Below are 26,174 nucleotides of genomic sequence, written 5' to 3' on the forward strand. Positions count from 1 at the left end.
CGAAGGACACAGCGATGACCACTGAGAAGATCGCCGACGAGATCAAGTTCGCCTACTGGGTGCCCAACGTGTCGGGTGGCCTGGTGACCAGCGACATCGAACAGCGCACCAGCTGGGACTTCGAGTACAACAAGAAGCTGGCGCAGACCGCCGAGCGCGCGGGCTTCGAGTACGCGCTGTCCCAGGTGCGGTACATGGCGAGCTACGGCGCCGAATACCAGCACGAGTCCACGTCGTTCAGCCTCGCGCTGCTCGGCGCCACGGAGAAGCTCAAGGTGATCGCCGCGGTCCATCCCGGCCTGTGGCACCCGGCCGTGCTGGCCAAGTTCGGCGCCACCGCGGACCACCTCTCGAACGGACGGTTCGCCATCAACGTGGTCTCCGGCTGGTTCGCCGGCGAGTTCAAGGCGCTCGGCGAGCCGTGGCTCGAGCACGACGAGCGGTACCGCCGCAGTGCGGAGTTCCTCGAAGTGATCCGCAAGATCTGGACCGAGGACAACGTGGACTTCGGCGGCGACTTCTACCGCATCCGCGATTTCACGCTCAAGCCCAAGCCGCTCAACACCCCCGAACGCCCGAACCCCGAGCTGTTCCAGGGCGGCAACTCGTCGGCCGCCCGGATCAACGGCGGCAAGTACGCCGACTGGTACTTCTCCAACGGCAAGGACTTCGACGGCGTCACCGACCAGCTCGACGATCTGCGCCGCGTGGCCAGGGAGGCGCAGCGGGAGGTGAAGTTCGGGCTCAACGGCTTCATCATCGCCCGCGACACCGAGAAGGAGGCGCAGGACACCCTGCGCGAGATCGTCGAGAAGGCCAACAAGCCCGCTGTGGAGGGCTTCCGCGACGCCGTGCAGCAGGCCGGCAAGTCCACCTCGGATGGACGCGGCATGTGGGCGGACTCCGGCTTCGAGGACCTGGTGCAGTACAACGACGGCTTCCGCACCCAGCTGATCGGCACGCCCGAACAGGTGGCGGAGCGGATCGTCGCCTACAAGCAGCTGGGCGTGGACCTGATCCTCGGCGGCTTCCTGCACTTCCAGGAGGAGATCGAGTACTTCGGCGAGAAGGTGCTGCCGCTGGTCCGCGAGATCGAGGCGTCGAAGGCGGGGGCACTGGTGTGACCCTGGCCGCCGGAATCGACACCGCCGAATCGGCATTCGCGGCGGCGCGGGACCTCGCGGAGCGTTTCGCCGCCTCCGCCGCCGACCGGGACCGCGACCGCCGGCTGCCGCACGCGGAGGTCGAGTTCCTCTCGGACGCGGGCCTGTTCGCCCTCACCGTCCCGGTGCGGTTCGGCGGCCCCGACCTCCCTCCGTCCGCGGTCGCCGAGGTCTTCCGCATCCTCGCCACCGTCGATTCGTCGCTCGCCCAGATCCCGCACAGCCACTACGTCTATCTGACCGCGTTGCGCCTGGCCGCGCCGGAACATCTGCAGCGCAGCGTGTTCGAACGGGTACTGGACGGGGGGCGGATCGCCAACGCGCAATCCGAGAAGGGCGGGAGAACGGTGGCCGACATCGCCACGACACTCACCCGGACTCCCGACGGTGCGCGGCTGAGGGGCGAGAAGTTCTACTGCACAGGTTCGCCGTTCGCGCACATCCTGGCCGTGCTGGCGCGGGACGCCGACACCGACGAACAGCTCATCGCGTTCGTCGCGGCGGACACCCCCGGCATCACCATCGTGGACGACTGGAACGGACTGGGGCAGCGGACCACCGGTAGCGGCACGGTCCGATTCGACGATGTCGCCGTACCGGGCGATGCGGTGATCGCCCGCTCCGCCGCGGTGACCGAGCCGACCGGCTACGGCGCCTTCGCGCAGCTGTTGCACGCCGCCATCGACACCGGCATCGCCCGCGGTGCGCTCGACGCGGCGGCGGAGTTCGTGCGCACCCGGTCCCGGCCCTGGTTCGAGGCGGGGGTCGACAGGGCGCAGGACGATCCGCTCCTGATCCAGCGGTTCGGCGAGCTCACCGTCACGGTGCGGGCGGCGGAGGCTGCGCTCACCGTGGCCGCGGCGGCGGTGGACTCGGCGTTCGTCGAGCCCGACCCCGTACACGCGGCGGAGGCTTCACTCGCGGTCGCGACGGCGAAGGCCCTCGCCGACCGGGCGGCCACCGAGGTGCCCGCCGCGTTGTTCGAGGTGAGCGGCACTCGCAGCGCGGGAGGCGATCTGGGGCTCGACCGGTTCTGGCGCGATGCCCGTACACACACGCTGCACGACCCCGTGCGATACAAGGTGTGGCACCTCGGCCGTCACACGCTCGGGCGGATCGACCCGCCCCTGCACGGCGTCCTCTAGGCGCCGACGGCGCTCGCACCCAGCCGGTCCCTGGCCTGTTCCACGCCGTCGCCCGTCATCCGGTCCAGGCCGGCAGGACGGCCGCTGAGAACCAGGAGCAGATCGGCGACCGGGCCCGCGATCTCATCTCCACGGCCGGCCGACCAGTCGACGTCGGTGGCCCGGAACGAGAGACCGTCGTACCGCTTCCGCGCGCCGAACAGGAAGCCGACGTTCCAGATGCGGTCCGCCCCGACAGCGGCCGCCGCGCGGTCGACCTCCATCTCCAGCCCCAGCGGGCGGGCGATGTCCAGCGCGTGGATCTGCGTGTCGAACAGGATGTTCCGCCAGTTCGTGAGCTTCGGCAGGGCCGTGGACGCCGCGTCGGAACGAAGCATCGCGGCGGATTCCGTGCCGTAGCGCCGGCCCGCTTCCCGGGTGAGCAGGTCGATCATCCCGTGCAGGCGCCCGCGCGCACGGAACGCCGCCGACACCATCGCCCCGGCGGGCATCGGTCGCGGCACCGAGGCGACGTGTGCCGCCACGTCGGTGACGGCCCAGCCGGCGCACAGCGAGGGCGCCGACCACTGCTCGGCCGTGAGCGAATCGAGGAGGTCGGCCACGCGCAGCCGTTGCGCCGCGATCACGCCCCACGCCTGGTTCTCGTCCATGACCACCCCCAGCTTAGTCAGCCACTCTGACCAGTTTAGTCAGATTCTTGTACCATCGCAAGAGTGGAGACAGGGACCGGAATCCTCATGTTCGTCGCGTACCGCGCCATGGAGAACCGCGCGATGCAGGCGGCGAGGGACGCCGGCTACACCGACATCACCCTCGCGCAGGCACGCATCGGCCAGCGCATCGGACCGGCGGGCACGCGCCTCACCGAGCTGGCCGAACAGGCACAGGTCACCAAGCAGACCGCGGGATTCCTGGTGGATCAGCTCGAGAGCGCGGGCTACGTCGAACGCGTTCCGGACCCCGACGACGGGCGGGCACGCCTGATCCGGCTCGCCCCGCGCGGCACCGAGGTGGCGGAGGTCGCCAACGCCGAGGTGGCCCGCATGGAGCAGGAATGGGCGGACCACCTCGGCCCCACCGGTTACCGGGAGCTCCGGCGCGCGCTCGAAAAGCTCCGCGAGATCACCGATCCGTATCGCTGAACACGATCTTCGCGCCCGGCGGCGCGGCCTCGATCATGCGCAGGCGAGCGAGCGCGGGCGACGCCTCGAGCATCCGCCCGGCGTTCGCCAGCGCGCGCAGCGACGCGGTCTCGGCCCTGGCCTCCTCGAGCCGCGCGAGACCGCGCGCCTTCGCGGTGAGCAGCCCGATCGACGCGGCGCGGATCTCCGCGGGCACGATCACGTCCTTCACCACGGCGGCGAGAACCTCGACGCCGACCCCGCGTCCGGACTCCGCCACGCGGGCGATGATCGCCTCGGTGTCGACCGCGTCGGTCCGGCGCAGCAGATCCTCGACGGCACTGCCGCCCAGCGCTTCCCGCAGGGCGACCTGCGCCGCCAGGTACACCACCGCGTCCGGATCGGCGGCGCGCTCGGTGTAGGCGACAGCATCGACGACCTTGATGCGCAGAGTCATCGACGCCCGGACCGGGACCGATTCGGCGGTCACGATCTCCTGCGGCGCGATCGCCAGTAGTCGCTCGGCGACCGTGACCAGGATCAGAGACTCGGGCCGGCGCACGCGGTACGCGCCCGGCCCGAGGACCCGCGCGACCACGCCGTCGCGGTATTCGAGGCCCTGACGACCCACCGGCACGACGATCCGGCGGCCGCGAACAGCACTGAAAACCGACATGGCGGATCTCCTTTCATGTGGTGGCCCGAAGGCACTGTCCACCAGCGGTCGCCGGCGGGAAGTCTGGCATGTGACACCGCGCCGCCGGGCGGGCGGTGACGGCGGGGTGCCCCGGATCCCGGCCGGGGCACCGCAGGACCGGTCACCGCCCGCGCGCCCGGCGGCGCGGCGGACGAGGGAGTCGAACCCTCTGAGCCCCAGGAGGGCCGTGCCACTGGTGGGTCCGGCGGGATCGAACGCGCGGAACCGGTCGCGGTAGAACCGCTCCGGCCGCTCCCCCACTCGGTGCCGTGATCCACGATCGCAGCGGACGACGGCCCAGCGCAACGGCTTTTTCACCGTCTGCGCGATCCGCGTACGGCGAGCACGCCTCCTGCGCACCTATCCTGGTCGGGTGCCACCGAACCGCACCCTGCGCGGCGCCCCTCGGCGCCCCCTCCTGGTCGGCGCGGCCCTCGCCGCCGTCGCCCTCCTTCTCGGGGTCTTCGCGGCCTGCGGACCGGCGGGGCGCGGCGCACCGTCGGTCCAGCGCACGGACCAGATGCTCGACGGTGCCGGGGTACGGCTGGACACCTCGTTCTTCGCGCCGGCGGGCGCGACCGGCGACGCCCCTGCGGTCCTGCTCGCGCACGGCTTCGGCGGCTCCAAGGACGACGTGCGGGCGGAGGCCGAACAGTTGGCCGGCAGCGGCTACGCGGTGCTCACCTACACGGCGCGCGGGTTCGGGAAGTCGACCGGGCTGATCGGGCTCGACTCCCCCGAGGCCGAGGTGGCCGACGCCGGCCGCCTGGTGGACTGGCTGGCCGCCCGGCCCGGCGTGCGCACGGACGGCCCCAGCGACCCCCGGGTCGGGGTCGCGGGCGGCAGTTACGGCGGCGCGCTCGCGCTGCTCCTCGCCGGCCACGACCGCAGGGTGGACGCCATCGCCCCGCGGATCACCTTCTGGGACCTCGAGAAGGCGCTCTCGCCCGGCGGTGTCTACAAGAAGCAGTGGGCGGGAATCCTGTTCGCCATGGGCGGCGGTTGCGCGAAGTTCGAACCGGCCGTCTGCGAGATGTACACGCGCCTCGCACAGGGCGGACAGGTCACGGAAGCCGACCGCGCGCTGTTCGCCGCGCGCAGCCCCGCCTCGGTCGGCGCCTCCATCCGGGTACCCACCTACCTGGCCCAGGGCGAACTGGATTCGCTGTTCCCGCTCGACCAGTCCGATGCCGCCGCCCAGCGGATCGCCGCGAACGGCGCACCGGTGGCGATGGATTGGATCGCCGGCGGCCACGACGGGGGCAACCGCGAGGACGCCCGGGTGAACGAGCGGACACTGGCCTGGTTCGACCGGTACCTCAAGGGCGACGACGGGGCGCCGGCGCTGCCCGCGTTCCAGGTGAGTCGTCCGGGCGGCTTCGACGCGGAGACGGGCGAGCGCACCATCCGCTCGTCGAGCACGGACCAGTACCCGGGTATCGACGGGAGCGTCACGCGCACCGTCGCGCTGGAGGGCACGCCGCAGTCCGTCGAGAACCCGCCGGGCGGCGCGCCCCCCGCGATCTCCAGCGTGCCCGGGTTGGGTGGTACGGGCCCCGCGAGCGCGCTGTTGGGCGCTGCGGGCCTCTCGCGGGATCTCCCCGCGCAGTCCGCGTCGTTCGACTCCGCGCCGCTGACGCAGAACGTCACCGTCACCGGGAGCCCGGCGATCACGGTGCGGATCGACTCGTTCGCGCCCGAGGCCGTGCTGTTCGCGAAGCTCTACGACGTGGGCCCCGACGGTGGGCAGAGCCTGCCGCAGCAGCTGGCCGCGCCGATCCGCGTCCCGATCGAGCGCGGCAGCGCGACCGTCCCCCTGCGGCTCCCCGTGATCGACCACGAGTTCGCCGCCGGCCACCGCATGCGGGTGACGCTCTCCACCACCGATCTCGCGTACCTGACGCCGAACGCCCCTGCATCCCACACGGTCTCGGTGACGGGCCCGCTCACGGTGCCCGAGGTGCCGGGGCTCGTGACCGCACCCGCGCCGTTCCCGACGTGGGTGTGGGCGCTCCCGGCGGCCGCCCTCGCCATCGCCGCGGCGCTGGTGCTCACGGGCGGGCGGCGTACCGTCGTTCCCGCCGACCCGGAGCTCGCGGACGTGGCCCTGCAGATCACGGGCCTGTCCAAGAAGTACTCCGGCGGCGACGGTTACAGCGTGCGCGACGTGACGTTCCGCGTCGAGCGCGGCCAGGTGGTCGGCCTGCTCGGACCGAACGGCGCGGGGAAGACGACCACGCTACGCATGCTCATGGGGCTGATCACGCCCGACGAGGGTGGGATCCGCGTGTTCGGCCACACGATCCGGCCGGGCGCACCGGTCCTGTCGCGGGTGGGCGCGTTCGTCGAGGGCGCCGGTTTCCTGCCCCACCTCACCGGCCGCGCCAACCTCGAACTGTACTGGCGCGCAACCGGACGGCCCGCCGAGGACGCGCACCTGGACGAGGCGCTCGCGATCGCCGATCTCGGGACCGCACTGGAGCGCCCCGTGCGCACCTACTCGCAGGGCATGCGCCAGCGGCTGGCCATCGCGCAGGCGATGCTCGGACTCCCCGACGTGCTCGTGCTCGACGAGCCGACGAACGGCCTCGACCCGTCGCAGATCCTGCAGATGCGCGACGCCATCGTGCGCTACGGCGAGACCGGCCGCACGGTGATCGTGTCCAGCCACCTGCTGGCCGAGGTCGAGCAGACCTGCACGCACGTCGTGGTACTGCGGCGCGGGCTGCTGCTCGCCACGGGCACCGTCGACGAGATCGTCCGGGCCGGAGAGTCCGGCGGGTCGAAGAGCCTCGAAGAGGCGTTCCTCCAGTTGACGGGTGGTGACCAATGACCACGCGGGATTCGGTGACGGCGCACGACGGTGCCGCGCCCGGGTACGCACCGAACCGCACCCTCACGGTGCGGGTGGAACTGGCGCGCCAGCTGCGCCGCCGGCGCACGCTGGTCATGGCGGGGCTGCTGGCCGCGCTGCCGATCGTGCTCATCGTGGCGCTGGCGGTCGGAACCGACGACGACGGGCGCCGTAACGGCCGCCCGTCGCTGTTCGACGTGGCGACCGCGTCGGGCCTCAACCTCACTGCGACGGTGCTGGTCGCCGGAACGGGCTTCCTGCTGGTGATCCCGGTGGCCCTGTTCTTCGGCGACGCCGTGGCCTCCGAGGCCGATTGGTCGTCGCTGCGGTACCTGCTCGCGGCCCCGGTGCCGCGCACCCGCCTGCTGCTCACCAAGGCGATCGTCGCCCTCCTGCTGTCGGTCGCATCGATCGCGCTGCTCACCGCCGTGGCGCTCCTGGCCGGCACTCTCGCCTACGGGTGGGCGCCGATGCAGTCACCGACCGGCGTCCCGCTGGCCCCCGGCGACGCGCTGTGGCGGCTGCTGCTCGCGGCCGCCTTCATCCTGGGGTCCGAGCTGGCCACCGCGGGGCTCGCCCTGTGGCTGTCGACCCGCACCGACGCGCCGCTCGCGGCGGTCGGCGGCGCCGTGGGGCTGACGGTGATCGGCAGCGTGCTCGACCAGGTGACCGCGCTCGGGAGCCTTCGGGTGGTGCTGCCCGCGCACTGGCAGTACGCGTGGACCGACCTGCTGCAGCCGCAGATCGAGTGGGCCGGGATGGCGCAGGGCATCGCCCTCTCGGTGAGCATCGCCGTGGTCTTCCTCGCACTCGCCGTGCGCGGTTTCCGCACCAAGGACGTCGTGAGCTGATGGCCTGGAGTACACGGCAGTTGGCGGATCTCGCGGGAACCACCGTGCGGGCGGTGCGGCACTATCACCACGTGGGACTGCTCGCAGAGCCCGTGCGGCAGAGCAACGGCTACAAGCAGTACGGCGTGGACCACCTTCTTCGCCTGGTGCGGATCAAGCGCCTCTCCGAGCTGGGCTTCTCGCTCCAGCAGATCGCCGAGATGGGAGAGCTGGAGACGCTCACCGCCGACGCCGTGCAGGCGCTCGATGCGGAGCTCGCCGAGTCCATCGACCGGATGCAGCAGATCCGCGACGAGCTCGCCGCCCTGCAGGAGGAGGCGTTGCCCACCGATCTGCCGCCGGAGCTCGCGGGCCTCGCGGGCGACCTGTCCGACGCGGACCGCTCTCTCGTGGTGGTGGCCACCCGCCTGCTCGGCCCGTCCGGTGTCGACGCGTACGCGGAGATGCTGCGCTACGCGGCGCGGCAGGACCCGGCGACGGACCCCGCGCCCGCGTTCGACGCGCTGCCCGCCGACGCCGACGAGGACGCCCGCCAGGAGCTCGCCGAGCGGATGTACCCGTCGACCGTCGCTCTGTTGCAGAACAATCAGTCCGTCCGTAGGGCCACCGAGCAGGCGCCCCGGGGTGAACGGTACTTCACCCGGAACCTGGGCGAGGCGATGCGGGATCTCTACAACCCCGCGCAGCGGGACGTCCTCGTGCGGCTCAGTCGCCTCCTCGACGAGCGCGGCGGCCGGCCGTAGGGCCGCCGCAGGCTACTCCGTGCGCCCGCCGAGGTGCTCGGCGAGGAACCGCTCCGCGGCGCGGTGCATGTCAATGGTGTTCTCGGGGTTGACGAACCCGTGTCCCTCGTCGGCCTTGATCATGTACTCCACATCGCCGCCGCGCGCCCGCAGCGCCTCCACCAGGTTGTCGCTCTCCGCCTGCACCACGCGGGGATCGTTGGCGCCCTGCACCACCAACAGCGGCGTGCGGATGCGGTCGACGTGGGAGATGGGTGAGCGCGCCAGCATGTCGGCCTCCTGCGCCGGATCCGCCGGATCGCCCACGTACAGGTACCAGTTGTTGGCCAGGAACGGGCGCGCGATCTCGGGCAGGGTGCGCATGAAGTTCGGCAGGCTCGAGATGCCCACGTAGTCGATAGCGGCCGCGAACACATCGGGGGTGAAGGAGACGCCGACCAGGGCCGCGTACCCGCCGTAGGAGCCGCCGAAGATCGCGACCCGGTCGCGGTCCGCGTACCCCCGCTCGACCGCCCAGTCGACGGCGTCGATGAGATCGTCGTGCATCGCGCCGGCGAACTGCCCGATCGCCGCCTTCGTGAACGCCTTGCCGTAGCCGGTGGAACCGCGGAAGTTCACCTGCAGCACGGCGTATCCACGGTTGGCGAGGTGCTGCACGGCCCCGTCGTAGCCCCAGCTGTCGCGGTGCCACGGGCCGCCGTGGACGAGCAGCACCAGGGGCAGGCCCACCGGTTCCACCCCGACGGGCAGCGTGAGGTACCCGTGCAGCGGCAGCCCGTCGCGAGCGGCGAAGGTGACCGGCGACATCGGCGCCAGCAGTTCGGGTTCCAGGTGCGGGAACGGGCGGAACAGCAGCCGCGACTCCCCCGTCGCGTGGTCGTAGAAGTACGTGGCGCCCGGGTCCCGGTCGTGTACGAACGAGACCACCCAGCGCCGGCCCTCGCGGTCCGAGGAGAGGGCGCCCACGTCCCCGTCCGAGAGTGCCTGCAGCGCCGCGAGCACGTCGCCGAAGCCCGGGTCGAGCGCGTGGATGTCCTGCCGCTCGCCCAGGTACCGCACCCCCAGCAGCTCCCCGGTCTTCCGGTCCAGGATCAGCGGCGACGGGAGCACGGGCGAGACGAGGCCCGTGGTGTCGAGGTCGAGAGTGGGATGCGAGTCGACCTCGGTCTCCTCGCCCGTCTCGACGTCCAGGCGCACGGGCCGGGTGCGATCGGACCCGCGGTTGGAGCCGAGCCAGAGGCCGCCACCGTCCGGCGTGGCGATCACCGGGAACATGCCCAGCGGGTAGTCGGCCCCGTCGTAGAGGGCGATCCGGTTCAGTTCGCGCGCGGCGGAGTCCCAACGGCAGATCTCGATGTCACCGTCGTCGTTCTGCACCGACGCGTACAGCTCGCCGCCCGGGCCGGGGATCCAGCCGGCGACGTTCCCGGGATTGCGTTCGAGCAACGTCATCTCGCCGGAGGCGATGTCGATCTCGTGGACGTCGAACTCCTCCACCTGGCGGTTGTTGAGGGCGACGACCACGGTGCCCGGCCGCGACCGCGGCAGGTCCATCAGCAGGGCCATGGCCCCGTCGAACGGGGTCAGGTCCACCGCCGGCGCGTCGGGGTCGTCGAGGTCGACGCGGTGCAGGTGCCACTTCTCGTCGCCGCCGCGGTCCTGCAGGTACAGCAGCCAGCGCGGGTCGTCGGTCCAGTGGTACATCTGCACGCTGCGCGTGGAATCGGCTGTGACGCACCGGGCCGGTTCGTCGCCGTCCAGGTCCTCGACCCACACGTTGAGCCGGTTGTCCCGCGGGGCCAGGAACGCCAGGCGCGTCCCGTCGGGCGAGATCTGCGCGCCCGCGCGGACCGGGGAGTCGAAGAACTCCTCGACGGTGATGAGGCGGGGTGGGCTGTCGGGTGCCGGGTTCTCGGGCATGGCGTGTGCTCCTTCTGCTCGGTTGCCGACACCCAGCAGAAACCATGCCGTCGCGGCACGGTCAAGCGCGCGGCACGCCTACTTCAAGATCCGGGCCAGGAACGGGGTGGAATCCTTCATCGATTCGATGACGGTGCCGCTGTGATCCGCCTCCGGGTACTGGTGCAGTTCCACCGTGGTGCCGCTCTTGCGGAGCGCGGCGGCCAACGCGATCGAGGACTGTACGGGCACGTCGCGGTCCTTGAGTCCGACGCCGAGGAACACCGGCCTGTCGTAGCCCGACGTGGGCGTACCCATGTACCGGTCGACCGCTTCGGCCGCGCCGGGCAGAGTGCCGAGGTCCTTCGTGAAGTAGGCGGTGGGTCGCACCCCCGAGAGGGAGTCGCTGAGTTGCGCGTAGCACTGCACCTCCGCCTTGGCGGCGGCGTCGCGGCCCTGCGGGCTGAGCACGGAATCGATGTTCAGGCCGGGGTTCGCCTCCCGGAACCCTGCCAGGATGTACGCGGTGTACGCGGTGGCCGCGGAGCCGAGGCCCGGCGGAAGAGTGAGATTCGGGCCCGCCTTCTTGATGATCTCCTCGATCTTGTACGGGGTGCCCGTCGCGACCACGCCGCGGTAGTCGAGGCCGCTGCCCGCACTGAACTCGGATGCCCAGCGGGCGCTGTTCACCGCGGCCGCCCCGCCCTGGGACTGTCCGACAACGGCCCACTTCTTCGACAGCCGCAGCGAGGCGTCGCCGTGCGCGGAGACCACGGAGTCGACCACGCTGTGCGCGGTGGCCACGCTGTTGAGGTAGCTCATCAGGCCGGGTGTACCCAGGCCCGCGTAATCGGATGCGACGATCGCGTAGCCCTGCTTGAGCCAATGGCCCAGGTACTCGGAGTCGCGCGCCGAACGCGGGTTCGCGGACGGGGCGCACGCGTCGCCGAGCCCGACGGTGCCGTGCGCCCAGGCGATCACGGGCCAGCCACCGGCGGGCGGGGTGCCCTGCGGGGTGAAGATCGCGCCGGTGCTGGTGGCGGGCCGGCCGTGCTGGTCCGTAGTGGAGTACAGCACCCGCTTGGCGCTCGCGGCGCCGGGAAGGGACAGACCGGCCGCGAGCGGCACGGACCTGATGAGCTTCCCGCCCTGGGACGGCACGGGCCCGGCGTAGTCCGCCGCGTCGAGCCCGGACTGGTCAGGAGTCGCGACGGCCGGGGCCGCGACGACCGCGGTGGCGGCGAGCACCGCGAGGCCGGACGTGATCAGGCGATTGATCCTCATGGAGAGGATCGTATCGAGCCGGAGGTCCTCCGGCGCGGTGTTCGCTTCGCTGCTCTCAGGCCAGGGCGTAACGCTGCCGAGGGCGGCCCGTCGAGCCGTATTGCAGTGCCATCGTGAGCGTTCCGGCCCGCACCTGGTCGGCGAGGTACCGGCGCGCCGTCGCCGGGGAGACGCCGACCTGTTCGGCGATCTCGTCGGCGAGGAGTGGCCGGTCCGCCGAGCGCAGCGCGTCCACGATCCGGCGCTCGGTCACGGACCCGCCGTCCTCGCGCTTGGCCCCGGGCCGCTCGGACCGCAGCACCGAGGCCGCGGCGTCGACCTGGTCCTGGGTCACCTCGAAGCCGTCGAGTATGCGGCGGTACGCCGTGTATCCGCCGATGCGGCGGGCCAACTCGGTCGCGGGGAACGGCTTGATCAGGTACTGCAGGGCGCCCGCGGCGAATCCGGCGCGGACGCTGGCGGCGTCGTCCGCCGCCCCCAGGATGAAGCAGTCGCAGCGGAGCTCGCGGACCAGGTCGATCCCGGAACCGTCGGGGAGGTAGACGTCCACGAGGGCGAGGTCCACCTTCTCCCGTGCGGCGATCGCGCGCGCCTCGGAGACCGTGCGGGCGGAGCCGACGGTCTGCAGGCCGGGCATGGTGTCGACGATCTTCGCGTGCATCGCGGCCACGCGGAAGTCGTCGTCCACCACCAGGACTCGGAGGTCGTCAGTCATCGTCGCGTACTCCTTCGGGGAGGGTGGCCATCACTGCGGTGGGTTCGTCGGAGGCGGGACCGCCGAGGGAGACGACGGTGACGTCGCCGCCGTGGCCGCGGGCCACCTGCCGGGCGATCGCGAGCCCCAGGCCGCGTCCGCCCGGCACCGTCGGATCGGTACGGGTGCTGACGCCTTCGGCGAACGGGTCGTCCACGACGAAGCCGGGGCCCGTGTCGGACACGACGATCGCGAGGTCGTGGCCGTCGCGGAGCACGTCGAGCTCGACTTCGCGGGGCTCCCGCCCCTCGGCGGCGGCGTCGATGGCGTTGTCGAGGAGGTTGCCGACGAGCGTCGTGGTGTCCACGGGGTGGGTGAGGACACCGACCAGCGCGGTGTCGCTCCCGACGCACAGGGTGACGCCGCGTTCGTGTGCGCGGGCGGCCTTCGCCGCGACGAAGGCCTTGAGGTGCGGCTCGTCGAGCCTGTCGAGGCCGGAGACCGGGGCGATCCCGGCCCGGCCCGCGATCTCGTCGAGGTAGTTGACTGCCTCCTCGGTGCGGCCGTCCCGGAGCAGCCCCGCCACCACGTGCACACGGTTCGCCGACTCGTGCCGCTGGGCGCGCAGCGCCGAGCTCATGGCCTGCACCGAGTCCAGCTCTCGGGTGAGCGACTCGATGTCCGTGCGGTCCACGGCCGTCAGGACCGTGCCCAGGTCGGTGCCGGCGCGGAGCACGCGCCGGGAGGCGACCAGGACGACCCGCTCGTTGACGGCGGCCGCGACGGGTTTCTCGGTGGGGGTCGCGACCACGGCCGAGACCCGTTCCGTGAGACCGAGGTCCGCGAGGGGCGTCCCCGGATCGGCGGTGACGCCGAGTAGTTCGCGTGCCCGCGCGTTGATCACGGTGACGATCCCGTCGGCGTCGAACGCGATGACCCCCTCAGAACCCGAGTGCAGCACCGCGTCCTGCTCGCGGATCAGTTCGGCCATCTCCTCGGGTTCGAGCCCCAGGGTGAGCCGCCGCCACCGTCGGGCGAGGAGACCGGACCCGATGATGCCGACGACGAGGGCGAGCGACGCCAGGCCGACCAGGAGGAGCAGCGCCTTCCGCGCGGCCTCGTCGACCGTGACCGTCGAGACGCCGACGCTCACGAGCCCCACCACCGTGCCGTCCGCGGCGAACACCGGGGCCTTGGCGCGGACGGACGGCCCCAGGGTCCCGCTCTCCTCGACGAGTTGGACCTCGCCGGACAACGCCGTCGACGGGTCGGTGCTGAGCTTCTCGCCCAGCAGCGACGGATCGGGGTGCGCGATCCGGTAGCCCTCGTCGTCGGCGATCACGACGAAGAGGACGCCGGTGCGCTGCGTGATGCTCGCGGCCTGCCGTTGCACCGGCGCCGCGGCGAGTTCGGGCTGTGCGGCGGGGCGGCCATCCCGCCGGGCGGCGGACTGCGCGGCGACCGCCGCTCGGACGTCCGTGTCCGAGGCGACGGTCTCCGCGATGGCCTGGGCGCGGCGGCCGTACTCGCCGCGAGTGTCCGTCTGCACGCGGTGCAGCACGATGCCGAAACCGGCTGCCAGGCTCGCGATGATGATCACCACCTGGAGCAGGAGGATCTGCGTGCGCAGCCTGAGCCTGGGCATTCCCTCAGCCTAGTCACCTCTCGGCGCGGTCAGAACGGGATCTGGCCGAGGAGGACGCCGACGACGAGCATCACGATGGACACGACGGCGGCGCGCCAGAGCACCTTCTTGTGGTGGTCGGCCAGGCCGACACCGGCCAGCGCGACGAGCAACAGGATGGCGGGCACCAGCGGGCTCTGCATGTGGAACGGCTGGCCCGTGATGGAGGCGCGGGCCATCTCCGCGGCGGAGATGCCGTAGTTGCCCGCGGTCTCGGACAGCACCGGCAGGATCCCGAAGTAGAAGGCGTCGTTGGACATCAGGAACGTGAACGGGATCGAGAGGATGCCGGTGATCACGGCGAGGTGCGGCCCGAGGGACTCGGGGATGATGCCGGTGACCCACGTGGCGACCGCCTCGACCATGCCGGTGCCCTTGAACACTCCGGTGAGGACGGCGGCGGCGAAGACCATGCCGACCACCGAGACGATCGACTTCGAATGCCGGGTGATGGCCTCCTGCTGATCCGCGACCCGCGGGAAGTTCACGGCCAGCGCGATCGCGGCGGCGATCATGAACAGCACCGGAATGGGCAGGATGTCCAGGGTGAGCACCGCCAGCAGTGCGGCGGTCAGGGCGGCGTTGAACCACAGCAACTTCGGGTTACCGAGGCCGCCCGAGATCGGGGTGAGGGCACTGTCGCCGTCGGCGGAGCCAGTGGCAGGAACATCGGCCCCTCCCGCACCGGTCCCGCCCGAGTCGGTGCCGCCCGAGCCGGTGCCGACGGTGGCGGGCACGTCCGCGTCGGCACCACCGCCGGCACCCGCACCGGCGAGGACTCGGTCGCGGATCACGATGCTGCCGATGCGCTTCCGCTCCATGAGGCCCAGGTGCCAGGCGAAGGCGAGCACGACGATCATGCCCACGATGAGCGACGGGATCATCGGGACGAAGACGTCGGAGGGCGAGATCTTCAGCGCGGCCGCGGCGCGAGCGGTCGGGCCGCCCCACGGCAGGATGTTCATGGTGCCGTTCGCGAGGCCCGCGACCACGGTGAGGACCACCGGGCTGACGCCGAGCTTGAGGTAGAGCGGCAGCAGCGCCGACGTGGTGACGATGAACGTGGTGGAGCCGTCACCGTCGAGCGAGACGACGCCCGCGAGGATCGCGGTGCCGAGCACCAGTTTGGCCGGGTCCTCCCCCACGAGCCGGACGACGGCGCGGACGACCGGATCGAACAGCCCCACGTCGATCATCACGCCGAAGAAGATGATGGCGAAGAACAGCATGGCGGCGGTGGGCGCGAGGTCCTTGATGCCCTCGGTGATCATCTTGCCGATGCCGGTGCCCGCTCCGGCCAGGAGCCCGAAGACCACCGGTACGGCGATCAGGGCGACGATCGGTGTCGCGCGGCGGGTCATGATGACGACCATGAACGCCGCGACCATGGTCAGTCCCAGGACTGTCAGCATGGGCTTTCTCCTCGTGGATCAGTGGTCGTGGTGACACGAGGAGCATGGGGGTGACGGAGTTCACAGCGCGCGCTTGTGCGTCTTACTCACACTTCTGCGCGTTTCGCGCGTCGCCCGGGCGTACTGCCCGCGCTCATCGTGTTCGCCGGGCTCCTCCTGAACGGCCTGATGACGTGGCAACCGTGGGCGAGCCCCGAGGGCGGCGAGGTGGTCACATGGCAGAACGAGTACGGGACGGAGAAGAGCAAGACGACGTGCGTCGCCTTCAAGGACGCGGTGACGTGCGATTGGCCGTGATCGTGCGCCCCCGGCAGGAATCGAACCTGCGACCTAGGGATTAGAAGGCCCTTGCTCTATCCAACTGAGCTACGGAGGCAGTGGTGCGCAGGTCATTCTAAGACAGGCACCCCACCCGGGTAACGACGGCGGTGCGGCGGCGCGATGTGCTGTTCGAGGCACGAATTCCTGGACGGAGCACATCATGCACGGATTCCACCGGATCGCCGCCGTCGCCGCCGCGGCCACCGCCCTCGGGCTTCTCGCAGGCTGCGGACAGGACCCGCAACCTTCCCGAGCCCCATCGCCGGAGCCCAGCACGGCCGCTTCACCTGCGGCCGGCTCCTCGACCGCAGCCCCGTCGGGCACCGATCCCGCGCCGTACCGCACAACCGGCGGCGCGCTCAGCTTCACGACGCCGTGGGGAGCGTGGTGCGCGATCCTGCCCCGGCACGAGGCCACGCCAGGCACGCCCACCGCCGGGTGCTGGGAGGTCACCGGCCGGCAGCAGGTCCTCACCGCGAGCCCGCAGTCCGCCGCGCAGGTCGAACAGGTGCAGCAGGGGTTCTACGTCTACGAACGGGGCCCGGCACTCCCCGCCGGCGCCGCAGTCGCCGTGGACGGCGTGCGGTGCGCGCAGACCCCCACGGAGCTTTCGTGCACGGCCGGCGAGCACGGCTTCACCCTCCGGCCCGACAACACCTTCGACCTCCGCTGACGGGCCCGACACCAGGTGACAACGATTGTTGTCAAATAGTGCTACGGTGGGCTCATGACGCACGCAGCGCCCACCGCGTTCCGCTGGACGACCGCACACGGCGCGGGACCGCACCGTCGCATCCGGGACGCGGTCCTGCGCGCGACCGGGTTCGACCTGTTCCCCGCCGACGGGGTGGCCGAGGAGTTCGCCCGACTGCGCACCGTCGGAGACCCCGAAGCGGAGCGATTCGTGGGTGCGACCACGTACGGCCCGCTCGGCCCCGACGCGACGCGGGCGTTCGTCGACGACGCGCTGCGCGACGGCGTGGAGGCGGCCCTGGCCGACCACCCGCTCGAGCCCGATTCGGCGGCCGCGGCGCGGGAGTTGTTCGCGCAGTTCGAGACCGTGCCCGAGTGGGTGGACCCCGCGCTCATCGAGGAGGGCGCCGCGGTGTGGCGGCGGTGGGGCTACGACCTGGGTGCCGTGGGCAACGCCGGCACGCTGGACACCTACACCGAGGGATCGCTCGCCGTACCGCTCTCGCTCTCCGGTGGCTACGCGGGCGCGTCCGCGCTGCACCGGTTCCTGGAGACGAGCCGCTGGTGGATCGAGGTGAGCCGCCCGGGCGCGCTGCTCACGCCGGGCTCGCTGGGGCGGTCCCTGTCGATGCGGGTGCGCATCATGCACGTATCGGTGCGGCGCGGTGTGCAGCGACACCCCGAGTGGGACGGCGAGCGCTGGGGCCTGCCGATCAGCCAGGCCGAGATGCTGCTCACGCTCCTCGGCGGCAGCGTGGGCCCGGCCAGCGGCCTGTACGCGCTCGGCTACCTCACCTCTCCCGCCGAGATCCGCGCCGCCCTGCATTTCAACCGATACCTGGGCCACCTGCTGGGCGTCCGCACGGACGCGATCTACCCGCGAACGGTGACCGACGGCCTGCGCCTGCTGTACATGTTCGACGCCGCCCGATCGCACGATTCCGGCTCGGCGGGAAGCGAACTGGTCGAATCCTTCGTCCCCGCCTTCGCACCCCAGCCCGGGCAGGCCCGGCGGGACCGAATCCGCGCGCGGTGGCACGCCACCGTCCAGGCGGGGCACACCCGCCTGTTCATGCTGCCGTGGAACCGGCGGCGGTTCCGCCTTCCACCCTCCGCGGCCGGCGTGATCTATCTCGCGGCGCGTTTCCCCGTGATCGCGGGCATCGAGGCAGCCCGGCACGTGAGCCCCGCGGTGGACCGCGCGTGGCAGCGGCGGTCCGTCGCGGCGTGGGAGCGCTGGCACGCGTGGGCCCTGGGGAACGAGGAGACGGCGTTCCAGGCGGGAGATCTCCGCCGCTGACCTGCATAAGCATCTAGTTGCATAGCAACTAGATGCGCGGTAGCGTCGAAGCGTGGCCCTCGAACATGCGCTTCTCGTGTCCCTCAGCGAGCGATCGGGCACCGGGTACCAGCTCACCCGGCGGTTCGACCGGTCGATCGGGCACTGGTGGCGCGCGTCCCACCAGCAGATCTACAAGACGCTGGGACGGATGACCGAGAACGGGCTGGTCACCTACGTCGAACAGGCGCAGGACGGCAAGCCCGACAAGAAGGTCTACTCGATCACCGACACCGGCCGGAAGACGCTCTCCGAGTGGATCCGCACCCCCGGCACCGACACCGGGGACCGCCGCGAGCTCGCCACCAAGATCCGGGGGGCCGCACCGTCGGACCTCCCCGACCTACGGGCCGAGGTGCACCGGATCCGCGCGCTGCACGCCGAGCGCGCCGAGCTGTTCCGGTCGTTCGAGAGCCGCGATTACCCGCATCCCGACGCGCTCTCGGGCGCCGAGCTGCAGCAGTACCTCGTGCTGCGCGGCGGCGTGCTCTCCGAGCAGGGCACCGTCGACTGGCTCGACGAGGTGCTCGCCGCCCTTCCCAGCCCCAGCCCCACATCAGCCGATTAAGGATCAGCCATGTCAGCCAAGTACCCGCTCCTGTTCGAACCACTCGACCTCGGCCACACGACGCTGAAGAACCGCGTCGTGATGGGTTCCATGCACACCGGTCTCGAGGACATGCCGTGGGACATCGGCAAACTCGCCGCCTACTTCGCGGCGCGCGCCAAGGGCGGCGTCGGCCTGATCATCACCGGCGGCTACTCCCCCAACATCACCGGATGGCTGCTGCCCGCCGGCGCGAAGATGTCCAGCCCGTTGGATTCCCTCCTGCACAGGAAGGTCACCGACGCGGTGCACGCCGAGGGCGGCAAGATCGCGATGCAGTTGCTGCACGCCGGCCGCTACTCGTACAACCCGCTCAGCGCGTCGGCCAGCTCGATCAAGGCCCCGATCAACCCGTTCAAGCCGCGCGCGATGCACGACCTCGAGGTGCGCAAGACCATCAAGGACTTCGGCAACGCGGCGCGCACCGCGCAGCGGGCCGGATACGACGGCGTGGAGGTGATGGGGGGCGAGGGTTACCTGATCAACCAGTTCCTCGCGGCGCGTACCAACAAGCGCACCGACCGGTGGGGCGGCTCCGTGGAGAACCGGCAGCGCTTCCCCGTGGAGATCGTCAAGGAGATCCGGAAGCGCTGCGGCGAGGACTTCATCGTCGTGTTCCGTTTGTCCATGGCGGATTTCGTCGACGAGGGCCAGACCCGTGACGACATCCTCTCCCTCGCGCACAAGCTGGAAGCGGCGGGGGTGGACATCCTCAACACCGACATCGGCTGGCACGAGGCCCGTGTGCCCACGATCGTGACCTCGGTGCCGCGGGCCGCGTTCGCCGCCTTCACCGCGGACGTGACCCGTGCCGTGAACATCCCGGTCTGTGCCGCGAACCGGATCAACATGCCCGGCACCGCGGAGGAGATCCTCGAGCGCGGCGACGCCCAGTTGGTGCAGATCGCCCGGCCCCTGCTGGCGGATCCCGAGTGGGCGAACAAGGCCCGCGAGGAGCGGACCGACGAGATCAACACCTGCATCGGCTGCAACCAGGCCTGCCTCGACCACGCCTTCGTGCACAAGAAGGTGTCGTGCCTCGTGAACCCCCGCGCGGGCCGGGAGACGGATCTCGTTCTCGCGCCGACCCGTTCGGCCAAGCGCGTCGCAGTGGTCGGCGCCGGGCCCGCGGGCCTCTCCGCCGCCGTCAGCGCCGCCGAGCGCGGGCACAAGGTGGAGCTCTTCGAGGCCGGGGAGGCGATCGGCGGCCAGTTCGGCTACGCCGCGAAGATCCCCGGCAAGGAGGAGTTCACCGAGACCATCCGGTACTACACCACGATGCTCGACCGGAACCAGGTCACCGTGCACCTCGGCACCGAGGCCACCGTCGACGACCTGGCCGGCAAGTTCGACGAGGTCGTCATCGCCACCGGCGTGGTGCCCCGCGTCCCGTCGTTCCCCGGCGTCGACCACCCGAAGGTCATCACCTACGCCGAGGCGATCAGCGGCGCCAAGGAGATCGGCGACACCGTGGCCATCATGGGCGCGGGCGGGATCGGCTTCGACGTGGCCGAATTCGTCACCACCGACAAGTCCCCCACGCTGCACCTCGACGAGTGGAACGCCGAATGGGGCGTGACCCGCCAGGGCGACGTGCCCGGCTTCGTGACCAAGCCGGACCCGGCACCGTCGACCCGGTCGAAGGTGTACATGTTGCAGCGCAAGTCGACCCCGCAGGGCATCGGACTGGGCAAGACCACGGGGTGGGTGCACCGCGCCTCGGTGAAGATGAAGAAGGTGGAGCAGCTCAAGGGCGTCAACTACGAGAAGGTCGACGACGCCGGCCTGCACATCACCTTCGGCGAGGAGCACAAGGACGCCCGGGTGCTCGACGTGGAGACCGTGATCCTGTGCACCGGGCAGGAATCCGTCCGCGGCCTCGACGACGCCCTCGCCGAGCGCGGGGTCAAGGCACACGTCATCGGCGGCGCCGCGCTCGCCGCGGAGCTGGACGCGAAGCGCGCGATCCGGCAGGGCACCGAGGTGGCCGCGGCGCTCTGACGCCTACGTCAGGGCGTCGCCGCCGGCCGGGGTGCGGCGGATCGCGATCGTCACACGGTCGACTCCGCCGCATCCCGCTCGTCCGCGATGCCCGACGGTGACTCCTTCCCGGCCCCGGCGTCCCGCGCGACGCCCCTGCCGCGGAGCCGGCCGATCGCCGCGTCGAGGCCGACCGGGCCGGGACCCGTGAACGCGAACAGCAGGAGCACCCAGCAGTACAGGACGGAGAGCTCACCGTCGTTCGCGAGCGGCGAGAGCCCGTCTCCCGCGTGGAAGAAGAAGTACGCGTAGGCCATGGACCCCGACGCGATGACCGCGGCGGGACGCGTGGCCAGGCCGAGGGCGATGAGGAGCCCGCCCACCAGCTGGATCAGGGCACCCCACCAGCTCGGCCACGCGAAGATCTCGGGGCTCGCCCGGTGGCCGCCCAGGAAGCCCCAGAAGGTGGCCGCGCCGTGCAGCGCGAACAGCACGCCGACGACGATGCGGAGGGCGGACAGGTAGTACGGCGCCCAGCGAGTCATGGTTCCACCTTTGTTCGGTCAGAAATGGTGAGGCTAACCTAAACGACACGGTGGACCGCCGCCACTCGAGGACGCGTCACACCAGGTCCCGCACGATCGAAACCCGCCGCGCTGCTCCGATACGATCTGGACCCATGCCAGTACCCGCACCCAATTCGTCCGCCCGCGCCGTCGTCACCGGCGGCTCCTCCGGCATCGGCGTGGCCCTGGCCACGGAGCTCGCCCGTCGTGGCCACTCGGTGATCCTCGTCGCCCGCAGCACCGGCCCCATGGAGGAACTCGCCGCAACGCTGCGCGAGCAGTTCGGCGTCGAGGCCGAGGTCCGCGGCGTGGACCTCTCCGACCAGGCCGCACGCGACGAGCTGTGCAAGGAGCTCGCCGGCCGCGAGATCTCGATCCTCTGCAACAACGCGGGGACCGCCACGTTCGGCAAGGTGATCGACCTCGACCCCGCGTACGAGCGCGCACAGCTGGAACTCAACGCCAACGCCGTGCACGATCTCACGCTGGCCGTGCTCCCCCAGATGGTCAAGCGCGGCGCCGGCGGCGTTCTCATCACCGGCTCGGCGGCCGGCAACATGCCGATCCCGAACAACGCCACGTACGCCGCCTCGAAGGCGTTCGCGAACACCTTCTCCGAATCGCTGCGCGGCGAGGTCAAGCCCCTCGGCGTGCATGTCACGCTGCTCGCGCCCGGCCCCGTGCGCACCGAGCTGCCCGATCCCGAGGATCGCTCCACCGTGGAGAAGGTCGTTCCCGAATTCCTCTGGGTCAACACCGAATACACCGCTCGGGTTTCCATCGATGCGCTGGAGAAGAATCAGATGCGCATCGTTCCGGGCCTGCTCTCCAAGGGAATGTCGCTGGCGGGCTTCTACACCCCGCGACGCATCATGGCGCCCATCGTGGGGCAGATGTACAAGAAGCTCGCGGGCGAGTAGCCAGGGAGCACTCCGACCTGCCGGATTGTGACGGGTCACCGCGCTACAGAAATCGCCGCTCGCCCCGTACATGTGCGGGGCGAGCGGCGATTTCTGTAGCGGCGGGAGGCTCAGCGGCGACGCTTGGTTCCGAAGATGCTGCGGGACAGCTCACGTCCGGCGCTGGACGCCGCGGACCGCAGGAAGGACTTCACCGCGGGGTTGCCCATCATGTCGGAGACCCAGGAGGATTCCTCCTCCTCGTTCTTGGGCGCGGGCGGCGGCGGAGGCGCCTGCTCGGCGGGCGCATTCTCCTGCTGTGCCTGCTGTGCGTTCTGCGACAACTTCTCGAACGCCGACAGGTTGTCGACCGTCTGGGAGTACTTGCCCCACAGCGGCGACGCCTGCGCGGCGGAGCGGACCGCATCGTCGCCGATCGCGGCCATCAGCGAACGGGGCGCCCGCAACCGGGTCCACGCGACCGGCGTCGGCGCGCCCTTGTCGGAGAGCACCGTCACGATCGCCTCGCCGATGCCGAGGCTGGTCAGTGCCTCGTCGAGCTTGTACGCCTTGGACGTCGGATACGTCTTCACGGTCTTGGCCAGTGCCGCCTGGTCCTCCGGGGTGAAGGCGCGCAGGGCGTGCTGAATGCGGGCGCCGAGCTGGCTGAGCACCGGGTTCGGGATGTCGGTGGGCAGCTGCGAGCAGAAGAACACGCCCACGCCCTTCGAGCGGATCAGCTTCACCGTCTGCTCCACCTGGTCCTTGAACGCCTTGGTGGCGTCGGCGAACAGGAGGTGGGCCTCGTCGAAGATGAACACGAGCTTGGGCTTGTCCAGGTCGCCCGCCTCGGGCAGGTACTCGAACAGGTCGGCCAGGATCCACATGAGGAACGTCGAGAAGAGCGCCGGCCGCGCCGCCTGCTCCCCCAGCTCGAACAGGGTCACCACGCCCTGGCCGCCCGCGGTGCGGAGCAGGTCGCCCATGTCGATCTCGGGCTCGCCGAAGAAGGTGTCGCCGCCGTCGGCCTCGAGATTGGCGAGGTTGCGCAGGATGACGCCCGCGGTCTGCTTGCTGACGCCGCCGATGCCTTCGAGGTCCGCCTTGCCCTCCGCGGACGTGAGGTAGGCGATCACCGAGCGCAGGTCCTTGAGGTCCAGCAACTCCAGCTGGTTCTGGTCTGCCCAGTGGAAGATGAGGCCCAGCACCGACTCCTGGGTGGCGTTGAGGCCGAGGACCTTCGCCAGCAGGATGGGGCCGAACGCCGACACGGTGGCGCGGATCGGCACGCCGATCCCGCCGGTGCCCAGCGACACGAACTCGGTCGGTACGGTCGCGGGCTTCCAGTCGTCGCCGGTGTCCGTGGCGCGGGCCGCCGTCTTGTCGTTGGCCTCGCCGGGCTTGGACAGGCCCGCCAGGTCGCCCTTGATGTCGGCGAGCACGACGGGGACGCCGTTGGCCGACAGTTGCTCGACGATGAGCTGCAGCGTCTTCGTCTTGCCGGTGCCGGTGGCGCCCGCGACGAGGCCGTGCCTGTTCATCATGGCCAGCGGGATGCGCACCTTGGCCGCGGGGTCGACGGTGCCGTCCACCAGGACGGTGCCCAGCTCCAGCGCCGGGCCCGAGAATTCGTAGCCGGCCGCGATCGTCTGGGCCGGCGAGTTCGCATTGTCAGTCACGGGGGAAACCCTAGCTTGGATACGCTGGCGCGCGTGGACGACAAACTGGTGTGGGTCGATTGTGAGATGACCGGCCTCGATCTGACCTCCGACAAGCTCATCGAGATCGCCGCCCTGGTGACCGACGGGGACCTCAACATCCTGGGTGAGGGGGTGGACCTGGTGATCCACGCGGACGACCTCGCGCTGGCCACGATGCCGCCGGTGGTGACGGAGATGCACGCCAAGTCCGGGCTCACCGAGGAGGTACGCGCATCGACGGTCACCGTCCGTCAGGCCGAGGAGGCCGTGCTGGCCTACCTGCGGGAACACATCGACACCGCGCGGACGGTGCCGCTGGCCGGCAACTCGATCGGCACCGATCGGCGCTTCATCTCCCGGGACATGCCCGAGCTGGACGAGTTCCTGCACTACCGGATGGTCGACGTGAGCTCGATCAAGGAACTGTGCCGCCGCTGGTACCCGCGGATCTACTTCGGCCAGCCCGACAAGGGCCTCGCGCACCGCGCGCTGGCCGACATCCGCGAGTCGATCCGGGAGCTGAAGTACTACCGGAGCACCGCCTTCGTTCCCGCCCCCGGCCCCTCGACGGACGAGATCGCACAGAAGGCCGAGGAGCTCGGCCCGGCCTGACGCCGCAGGTCAGGGCTGCGACGATACCGATTCGCTTTCGATATACGACGTCGGGTAAAGTACTCCGAGCCTGGCGATCCCAGGCACCTGGTGGGTGTAGTTCAGTTGGTAGAGCACCAGATTGTGATTCTGGCTGTCGCGGGTTCGAGTCCCGTCATCCACCCCGGATGAAAAGCCCGGTCTCTCAACGTCCGCGTTGACAGGCCGGGCTTTTTCGTATCGCCACACTCATCACCAGACCCGTCAGCGCCCCCTCCACCTGCGACAAGCTCCGACCGGCGCCGAAGGCCTGGGCAACCAGCCGGACGGCGTGCCTGTTCTCGACTCGCGCCGCCGCCCCTCGCGGGATCAGGCGGGCTGCTTGGCCGCGAGGGCGGCGGCGCGGTCGAACTCCTCGTCCACCGACGGGTCGTCCTTGTAGGTCGCGAGGCTCACGCCGACGGCGACGATCACGTTGGCGATGAAGCCGGGGACGATCTCGTACAGGTCGACGGGCGGCCACTGGCCCCAGATGAACGCGACGGCCGCGCCCACGATGAGGCCCGCGAGTGCACCGGCGTGAGTCAGCTTGCGCCAGAACAGGGACAGGATCACCACCGGCCCGAACGAGGCGCCGAAGCCCGCCCACGCGAAGCCGACGAGGTCCAGAATGCTGTCCGACGGGTCGATCGCGAGCAGCACGGCGATCACAGCGACGATGAGCACGCCCAGCCGGCCGAGCCGCACGTACATCGCGTCACTGATGGTCGGCGCGCGGCCGGTGCGCTCGGCGAAGATCTTGAACAGGTCCTCCACGAGCGCCGAGCTGCAGACCACGAGCTGCGAGGAGATCGTGGACATGACCGCGGCCAGCACCGCCGCGAGCACCAGTCCTGCCACGAACGGGTGGAACATGATCTGCGCGAGCACCAGGAACACCGTCTCCGGATCCTTGGGCGCGCGCTCGGGGTTCAGCGCGAAGTAGGCGATGCCGATGAACGCGGTCGCGATCGCGCCGACGGCGGAGACCACCATCCAGCCGATCCCGAAACGACGGGCCGTGGTGGCCTCCTGCGGCGTCCGCAGCGCCATGAACCGCACGATGATGTGCGGCTGGCCGAAGTAGCCGAGCCCCCACGCGGCGGCCGAGATGATCCCGAGCGCGGTGCCGCCCGCGAACAGGCTGAAGAAGTCCGGGTTGACCTTCTCGACCGTGTCGATGGTGATCGACGGTCCGCCCACGTTGATCAGGGCGACGATCGGAACGGCGACGAGCGCGGCCAGCATGAGCAACCCCTGTGCCACGTCGGTGAGGGTCGCCCCGAGGAAACCCCCGAACAGGGTGTAGATCATGGTCACGACCGCGACGATGAGCATCCCGTGCATGTACTGGACCCCGAAGGTGCTGTCGAAGAACTTGCCCGCGGCCACCATGCCGCTGGAGACGTAGAAGGTGAAGAAGATCAGGATGATCAGGCCGCACACGATGCGCAGCGACCGCGACTGATCGCGCAGCCGGTGCTCCAGGAAGCTGGGGATCGTGATGGAGTTGCCCGCGACCTCCGTATAGGAGCGCAGCCGGGGCGCCACGAACTTCCAGTTCAGCCATGCCCCGACGGTCAGGCCGATCGCGATCCAGGCCTCCACGAGCCCCTTGGCGTACACCGCGCCGGGCAGCCCCATGAGGAGCCAGCCGGACATGTCCGAGGCCCCCGCGCTGAGCGCCGCGACCCACGGTTTGAGGCCGCGCCCGGCGAGCATGTAGTCGTCGAGGCTGTCACGCGTGCGGGTGTAGGCCACCCACCCGATGCACAGCATGGCGGCGAAGTACAGGGTCACTGCGATCGTCTGGTACGTCTGGTCCGACACGGGTGTCTCCCTTGAAGTTCCGGCCGCGAGGGTCGCCGTTGGTGCACTCGGAGTGCACGTAT

23 protein-coding genes and 2 tRNA genes are annotated in these 26,174 nt (G+C 70.7%); 14 read left to right on the forward strand and 11 right to left on the reverse strand.

What is annotated here, in order from left to right:
- The first annotated feature begins 14 nt into the window (after positions 1 to 14).
- Both sfnG and BN39_RS17455 read left to right on the forward strand, forming a co-directional pair.
- Positions 15 to 1,124 (forward strand): dimethylsulfone monooxygenase SfnG, encoded by a 1,110-nt coding sequence (gene sfnG / locus BN39_RS17450; protein WP_019203736.1) that lies wholly within the window; start codon positions 15 to 17, stop codon positions 1,122 to 1,124.
- The gene (locus BN39_RS17455; RefSeq protein ID WP_019203737.1) at positions 1,121 to 2,308 is read left to right on the forward strand and encodes an SfnB family sulfur acquisition oxidoreductase; all 1,188 of its coding nucleotides are present in this window, start codon (positions 1,121 to 1,123) and stop codon (positions 2,306 to 2,308) included. The genes sfnG and BN39_RS17455 overlap by 4 nt, the downstream gene beginning before the upstream one ends.
- Here the strand turns inward: BN39_RS17455 and BN39_RS17460 are convergent.
- On the reverse strand, positions 2,305 to 2,958 hold the full coding sequence (locus BN39_RS17460) for a maleylpyruvate isomerase family mycothiol-dependent enzyme (RefSeq protein ID WP_040768612.1): 654 nt from the start codon (positions 2,956 to 2,958) through the stop codon (positions 2,305 to 2,307). The genes BN39_RS17455 and BN39_RS17460 overlap by 4 nt on opposite strands.
- Positions 2,959 to 3,045: 87 nt before the next feature.
- Here BN39_RS17460 and BN39_RS17465 point away from each other — a divergent pair, with 87 nt between their 5' ends.
- On the forward strand, positions 3,046 to 3,450 hold the full coding sequence (locus BN39_RS17465; RefSeq protein WP_019203739.1) for a MarR family winged helix-turn-helix transcriptional regulator: 405 nt from the start codon (positions 3,046 to 3,048) through the stop codon (positions 3,448 to 3,450).
- On the opposite strand, the gene BN39_RS17470 is transcribed toward BN39_RS17465, so the two are convergent.
- The gene (locus BN39_RS17470) at positions 3,431 to 4,105 is read right to left on the reverse strand and encodes a slipin family protein (RefSeq protein ID WP_019203740.1); all 675 of its coding nucleotides are present in this window, start codon (positions 4,103 to 4,105) and stop codon (positions 3,431 to 3,433) included. The genes BN39_RS17465 and BN39_RS17470 overlap by 20 nt on opposite strands.
- A gap of 394 nt (positions 4,106 to 4,499) precedes the next feature.
- Between BN39_RS17470 and BN39_RS17475 the strand changes: the two genes are divergently transcribed.
- Genes BN39_RS17475 through BN39_RS17485 form a run of 3 tightly spaced genes read left to right on the forward strand, consistent with a single transcriptional unit; the run spans position 4,500 to position 8,574 of the window.
- A complete protein-coding gene (locus BN39_RS17475; protein ID WP_019203741.1) occupies positions 4,500 to 6,959 on the forward strand; it encodes an alpha/beta fold hydrolase in 2,460 nt (819 codons plus the stop codon).
- Positions 6,956 to 7,831, forward strand: coding sequence for an ABC transporter permease (locus BN39_RS17480; protein ID WP_019203742.1), 876 nt, complete (start codon positions 6,956 to 6,958; stop codon positions 7,829 to 7,831). The genes BN39_RS17475 and BN39_RS17480 overlap by 4 nt, the downstream gene beginning before the upstream one ends.
- On the forward strand, positions 7,831 to 8,574 hold the full coding sequence (locus BN39_RS17485; RefSeq protein ID WP_040768185.1) for a MerR family transcriptional regulator: 744 nt from the start codon (positions 7,831 to 7,833) through the stop codon (positions 8,572 to 8,574). The genes BN39_RS17480 and BN39_RS17485 overlap by 1 nt, the downstream gene beginning before the upstream one ends.
- 12 nt (positions 8,575 to 8,586) lie before the next feature.
- On the opposite strand, the gene BN39_RS17490 is transcribed toward BN39_RS17485, so the two are convergent.
- The 5 genes from BN39_RS17490 to BN39_RS17510 all read right to left on the reverse strand — a co-directional run bounded on the left by BN39_RS17490 (position 8,587) and on the right by BN39_RS17510 (position 15,547).
- Positions 8,587 to 10,494, reverse strand: coding sequence for a S9 family peptidase (locus BN39_RS17490; RefSeq protein WP_019203744.1), 1,908 nt, complete (start codon positions 10,492 to 10,494; stop codon positions 8,587 to 8,589).
- A 78-nt stretch (positions 10,495 to 10,572) separates the two neighbouring features.
- Entirely contained in the window at positions 10,573 to 11,757 is a 1,185-nt protein-coding gene (locus BN39_RS17495) for a prolyl oligopeptidase family serine peptidase (RefSeq protein WP_019203745.1), read from the reverse strand.
- 55 nt (positions 11,758 to 11,812) lie between these two features.
- Positions 11,813 to 12,472, reverse strand: a complete 660-nt coding sequence (locus BN39_RS17500; protein ID WP_019203746.1) for a response regulator — start codon at positions 12,470 to 12,472, stop codon at positions 11,813 to 11,815.
- Positions 12,465 to 14,096 carry an ATP-binding protein gene (locus BN39_RS17505; protein WP_019203747.1) on the reverse strand — a complete coding sequence of 544 codons (1,632 nt, stop codon included), beginning with the start codon at positions 14,094 to 14,096 and terminating at the stop codon, positions 12,465 to 12,467. Before BN39_RS17505 ends, BN39_RS17500 begins: the two co-directional genes overlap by 8 nt.
- A 29-nt stretch (positions 14,097 to 14,125) precedes the next feature.
- Positions 14,126 to 15,547 carry a CitMHS family transporter gene (locus BN39_RS17510; protein ID WP_019203748.1) on the reverse strand — a complete coding sequence of 474 codons (1,422 nt, stop codon included), beginning with the start codon at positions 15,545 to 15,547 and terminating at the stop codon, positions 14,126 to 14,128.
- A 168-nt stretch (positions 15,548 to 15,715) separates the two neighbouring features.
- Between BN39_RS17510 and BN39_RS23985 the strand changes: the two genes are divergently transcribed.
- Entirely contained in the window at positions 15,716 to 15,844 is a 129-nt protein-coding gene (locus BN39_RS23985) for a hypothetical protein (protein ID WP_256378502.1), read from the forward strand.
- Between the two features lie 5 nt (positions 15,845 to 15,849).
- Here the strand turns inward: BN39_RS23985 and BN39_RS17515 are convergent.
- Positions 15,850 to 15,923, reverse strand: a tRNA-Arg gene (locus BN39_RS17515).
- A 105-nt stretch (positions 15,924 to 16,028) separates the two neighbouring features.
- On the opposite strand from BN39_RS17515, the gene BN39_RS17520 reads away from it, so the two are divergent.
- From BN39_RS17520 to BN39_RS17535, 4 genes are read left to right on the forward strand one after another with little or no spacing between them, the layout of a single operon-like run.
- Positions 16,029 to 16,541 (forward strand): hypothetical protein, encoded by a 513-nt coding sequence (locus tag BN39_RS17520; RefSeq protein ID WP_019203750.1) that lies wholly within the window; start codon positions 16,029 to 16,031, stop codon positions 16,539 to 16,541.
- 54 nt (positions 16,542 to 16,595) lie between these two features.
- Positions 16,596 to 17,861 (forward strand): oxygenase MpaB family protein, encoded by a 1,266-nt coding sequence (locus tag BN39_RS17525; RefSeq protein WP_019203751.1) that lies wholly within the window; start codon positions 16,596 to 16,598, stop codon positions 17,859 to 17,861.
- Between the two features lie 52 nt (positions 17,862 to 17,913).
- Positions 17,914 to 18,468: a PadR family transcriptional regulator gene (locus tag BN39_RS17530; protein ID WP_019203752.1), complete on the forward strand. Its 555-nt coding sequence runs from the start codon at positions 17,914 to 17,916 to the stop codon at positions 18,466 to 18,468.
- A 9-nt stretch (positions 18,469 to 18,477) separates the two neighbouring features.
- The gene (locus BN39_RS17535; protein ID WP_019203753.1) at positions 18,478 to 20,508 is read left to right on the forward strand and encodes an NADPH-dependent 2,4-dienoyl-CoA reductase; all 2,031 of its coding nucleotides are present in this window, start codon (positions 18,478 to 18,480) and stop codon (positions 20,506 to 20,508) included.
- 50 nt (positions 20,509 to 20,558) lie between these two features.
- On the opposite strand, the gene BN39_RS17540 is transcribed toward BN39_RS17535, so the two are convergent.
- Positions 20,559 to 21,032 carry a DoxX family protein gene (locus BN39_RS17540; RefSeq protein ID WP_019203754.1) on the reverse strand — a complete coding sequence of 158 codons (474 nt, stop codon included), beginning with the start codon at positions 21,030 to 21,032 and terminating at the stop codon, positions 20,559 to 20,561.
- A gap of 134 nt (positions 21,033 to 21,166) precedes the next feature.
- On the opposite strand from BN39_RS17540, the gene cmrA reads away from it, so the two are divergent.
- Positions 21,167 to 21,973 carry a mycolate reductase gene (cmrA, locus tag BN39_RS17545; protein WP_019203755.1) on the forward strand — a complete coding sequence of 269 codons (807 nt, stop codon included), beginning with the start codon at positions 21,167 to 21,169 and terminating at the stop codon, positions 21,971 to 21,973.
- 110 nt (positions 21,974 to 22,083) lie between these two features.
- Here cmrA and BN39_RS17550 read toward each other — a convergent pair whose 3' ends face one another.
- Positions 22,084 to 23,631 carry a helicase HerA-like domain-containing protein gene (locus BN39_RS17550; RefSeq protein ID WP_019203756.1) on the reverse strand — a complete coding sequence of 516 codons (1,548 nt, stop codon included), beginning with the start codon at positions 23,629 to 23,631 and terminating at the stop codon, positions 22,084 to 22,086.
- Positions 23,632 to 23,664: 33 nt separating this feature from the next.
- Here BN39_RS17550 and orn point away from each other — a divergent pair, with 33 nt between their 5' ends.
- Entirely contained in the window at positions 23,665 to 24,264 is a 600-nt protein-coding gene (orn, locus tag BN39_RS17555) for an oligoribonuclease (RefSeq protein ID WP_019203757.1), read from the forward strand.
- Between the two features lie 90 nt (positions 24,265 to 24,354).
- Positions 24,355 to 24,427 (forward strand) — tRNA-His (locus BN39_RS17560).
- A gap of 185 nt (positions 24,428 to 24,612) precedes the next feature.
- On the opposite strand, the gene putP is transcribed toward BN39_RS17560, so the two are convergent.
- Positions 24,613 to 26,112, reverse strand: coding sequence for a sodium/proline symporter PutP (gene putP, locus BN39_RS17565; RefSeq protein WP_019203758.1), 1,500 nt, complete (start codon positions 26,110 to 26,112; stop codon positions 24,613 to 24,615).
- Positions 26,113 to 26,174: the final 62 nt, after the last annotated feature.

The sequence above is a fragment of the Tsukamurella sp. 1534 genome (assembly GCF_000312385.1).
Taxonomy (GTDB): Bacteria; Actinomycetota; Actinomycetes; order Mycobacteriales; family Mycobacteriaceae; genus Tsukamurella.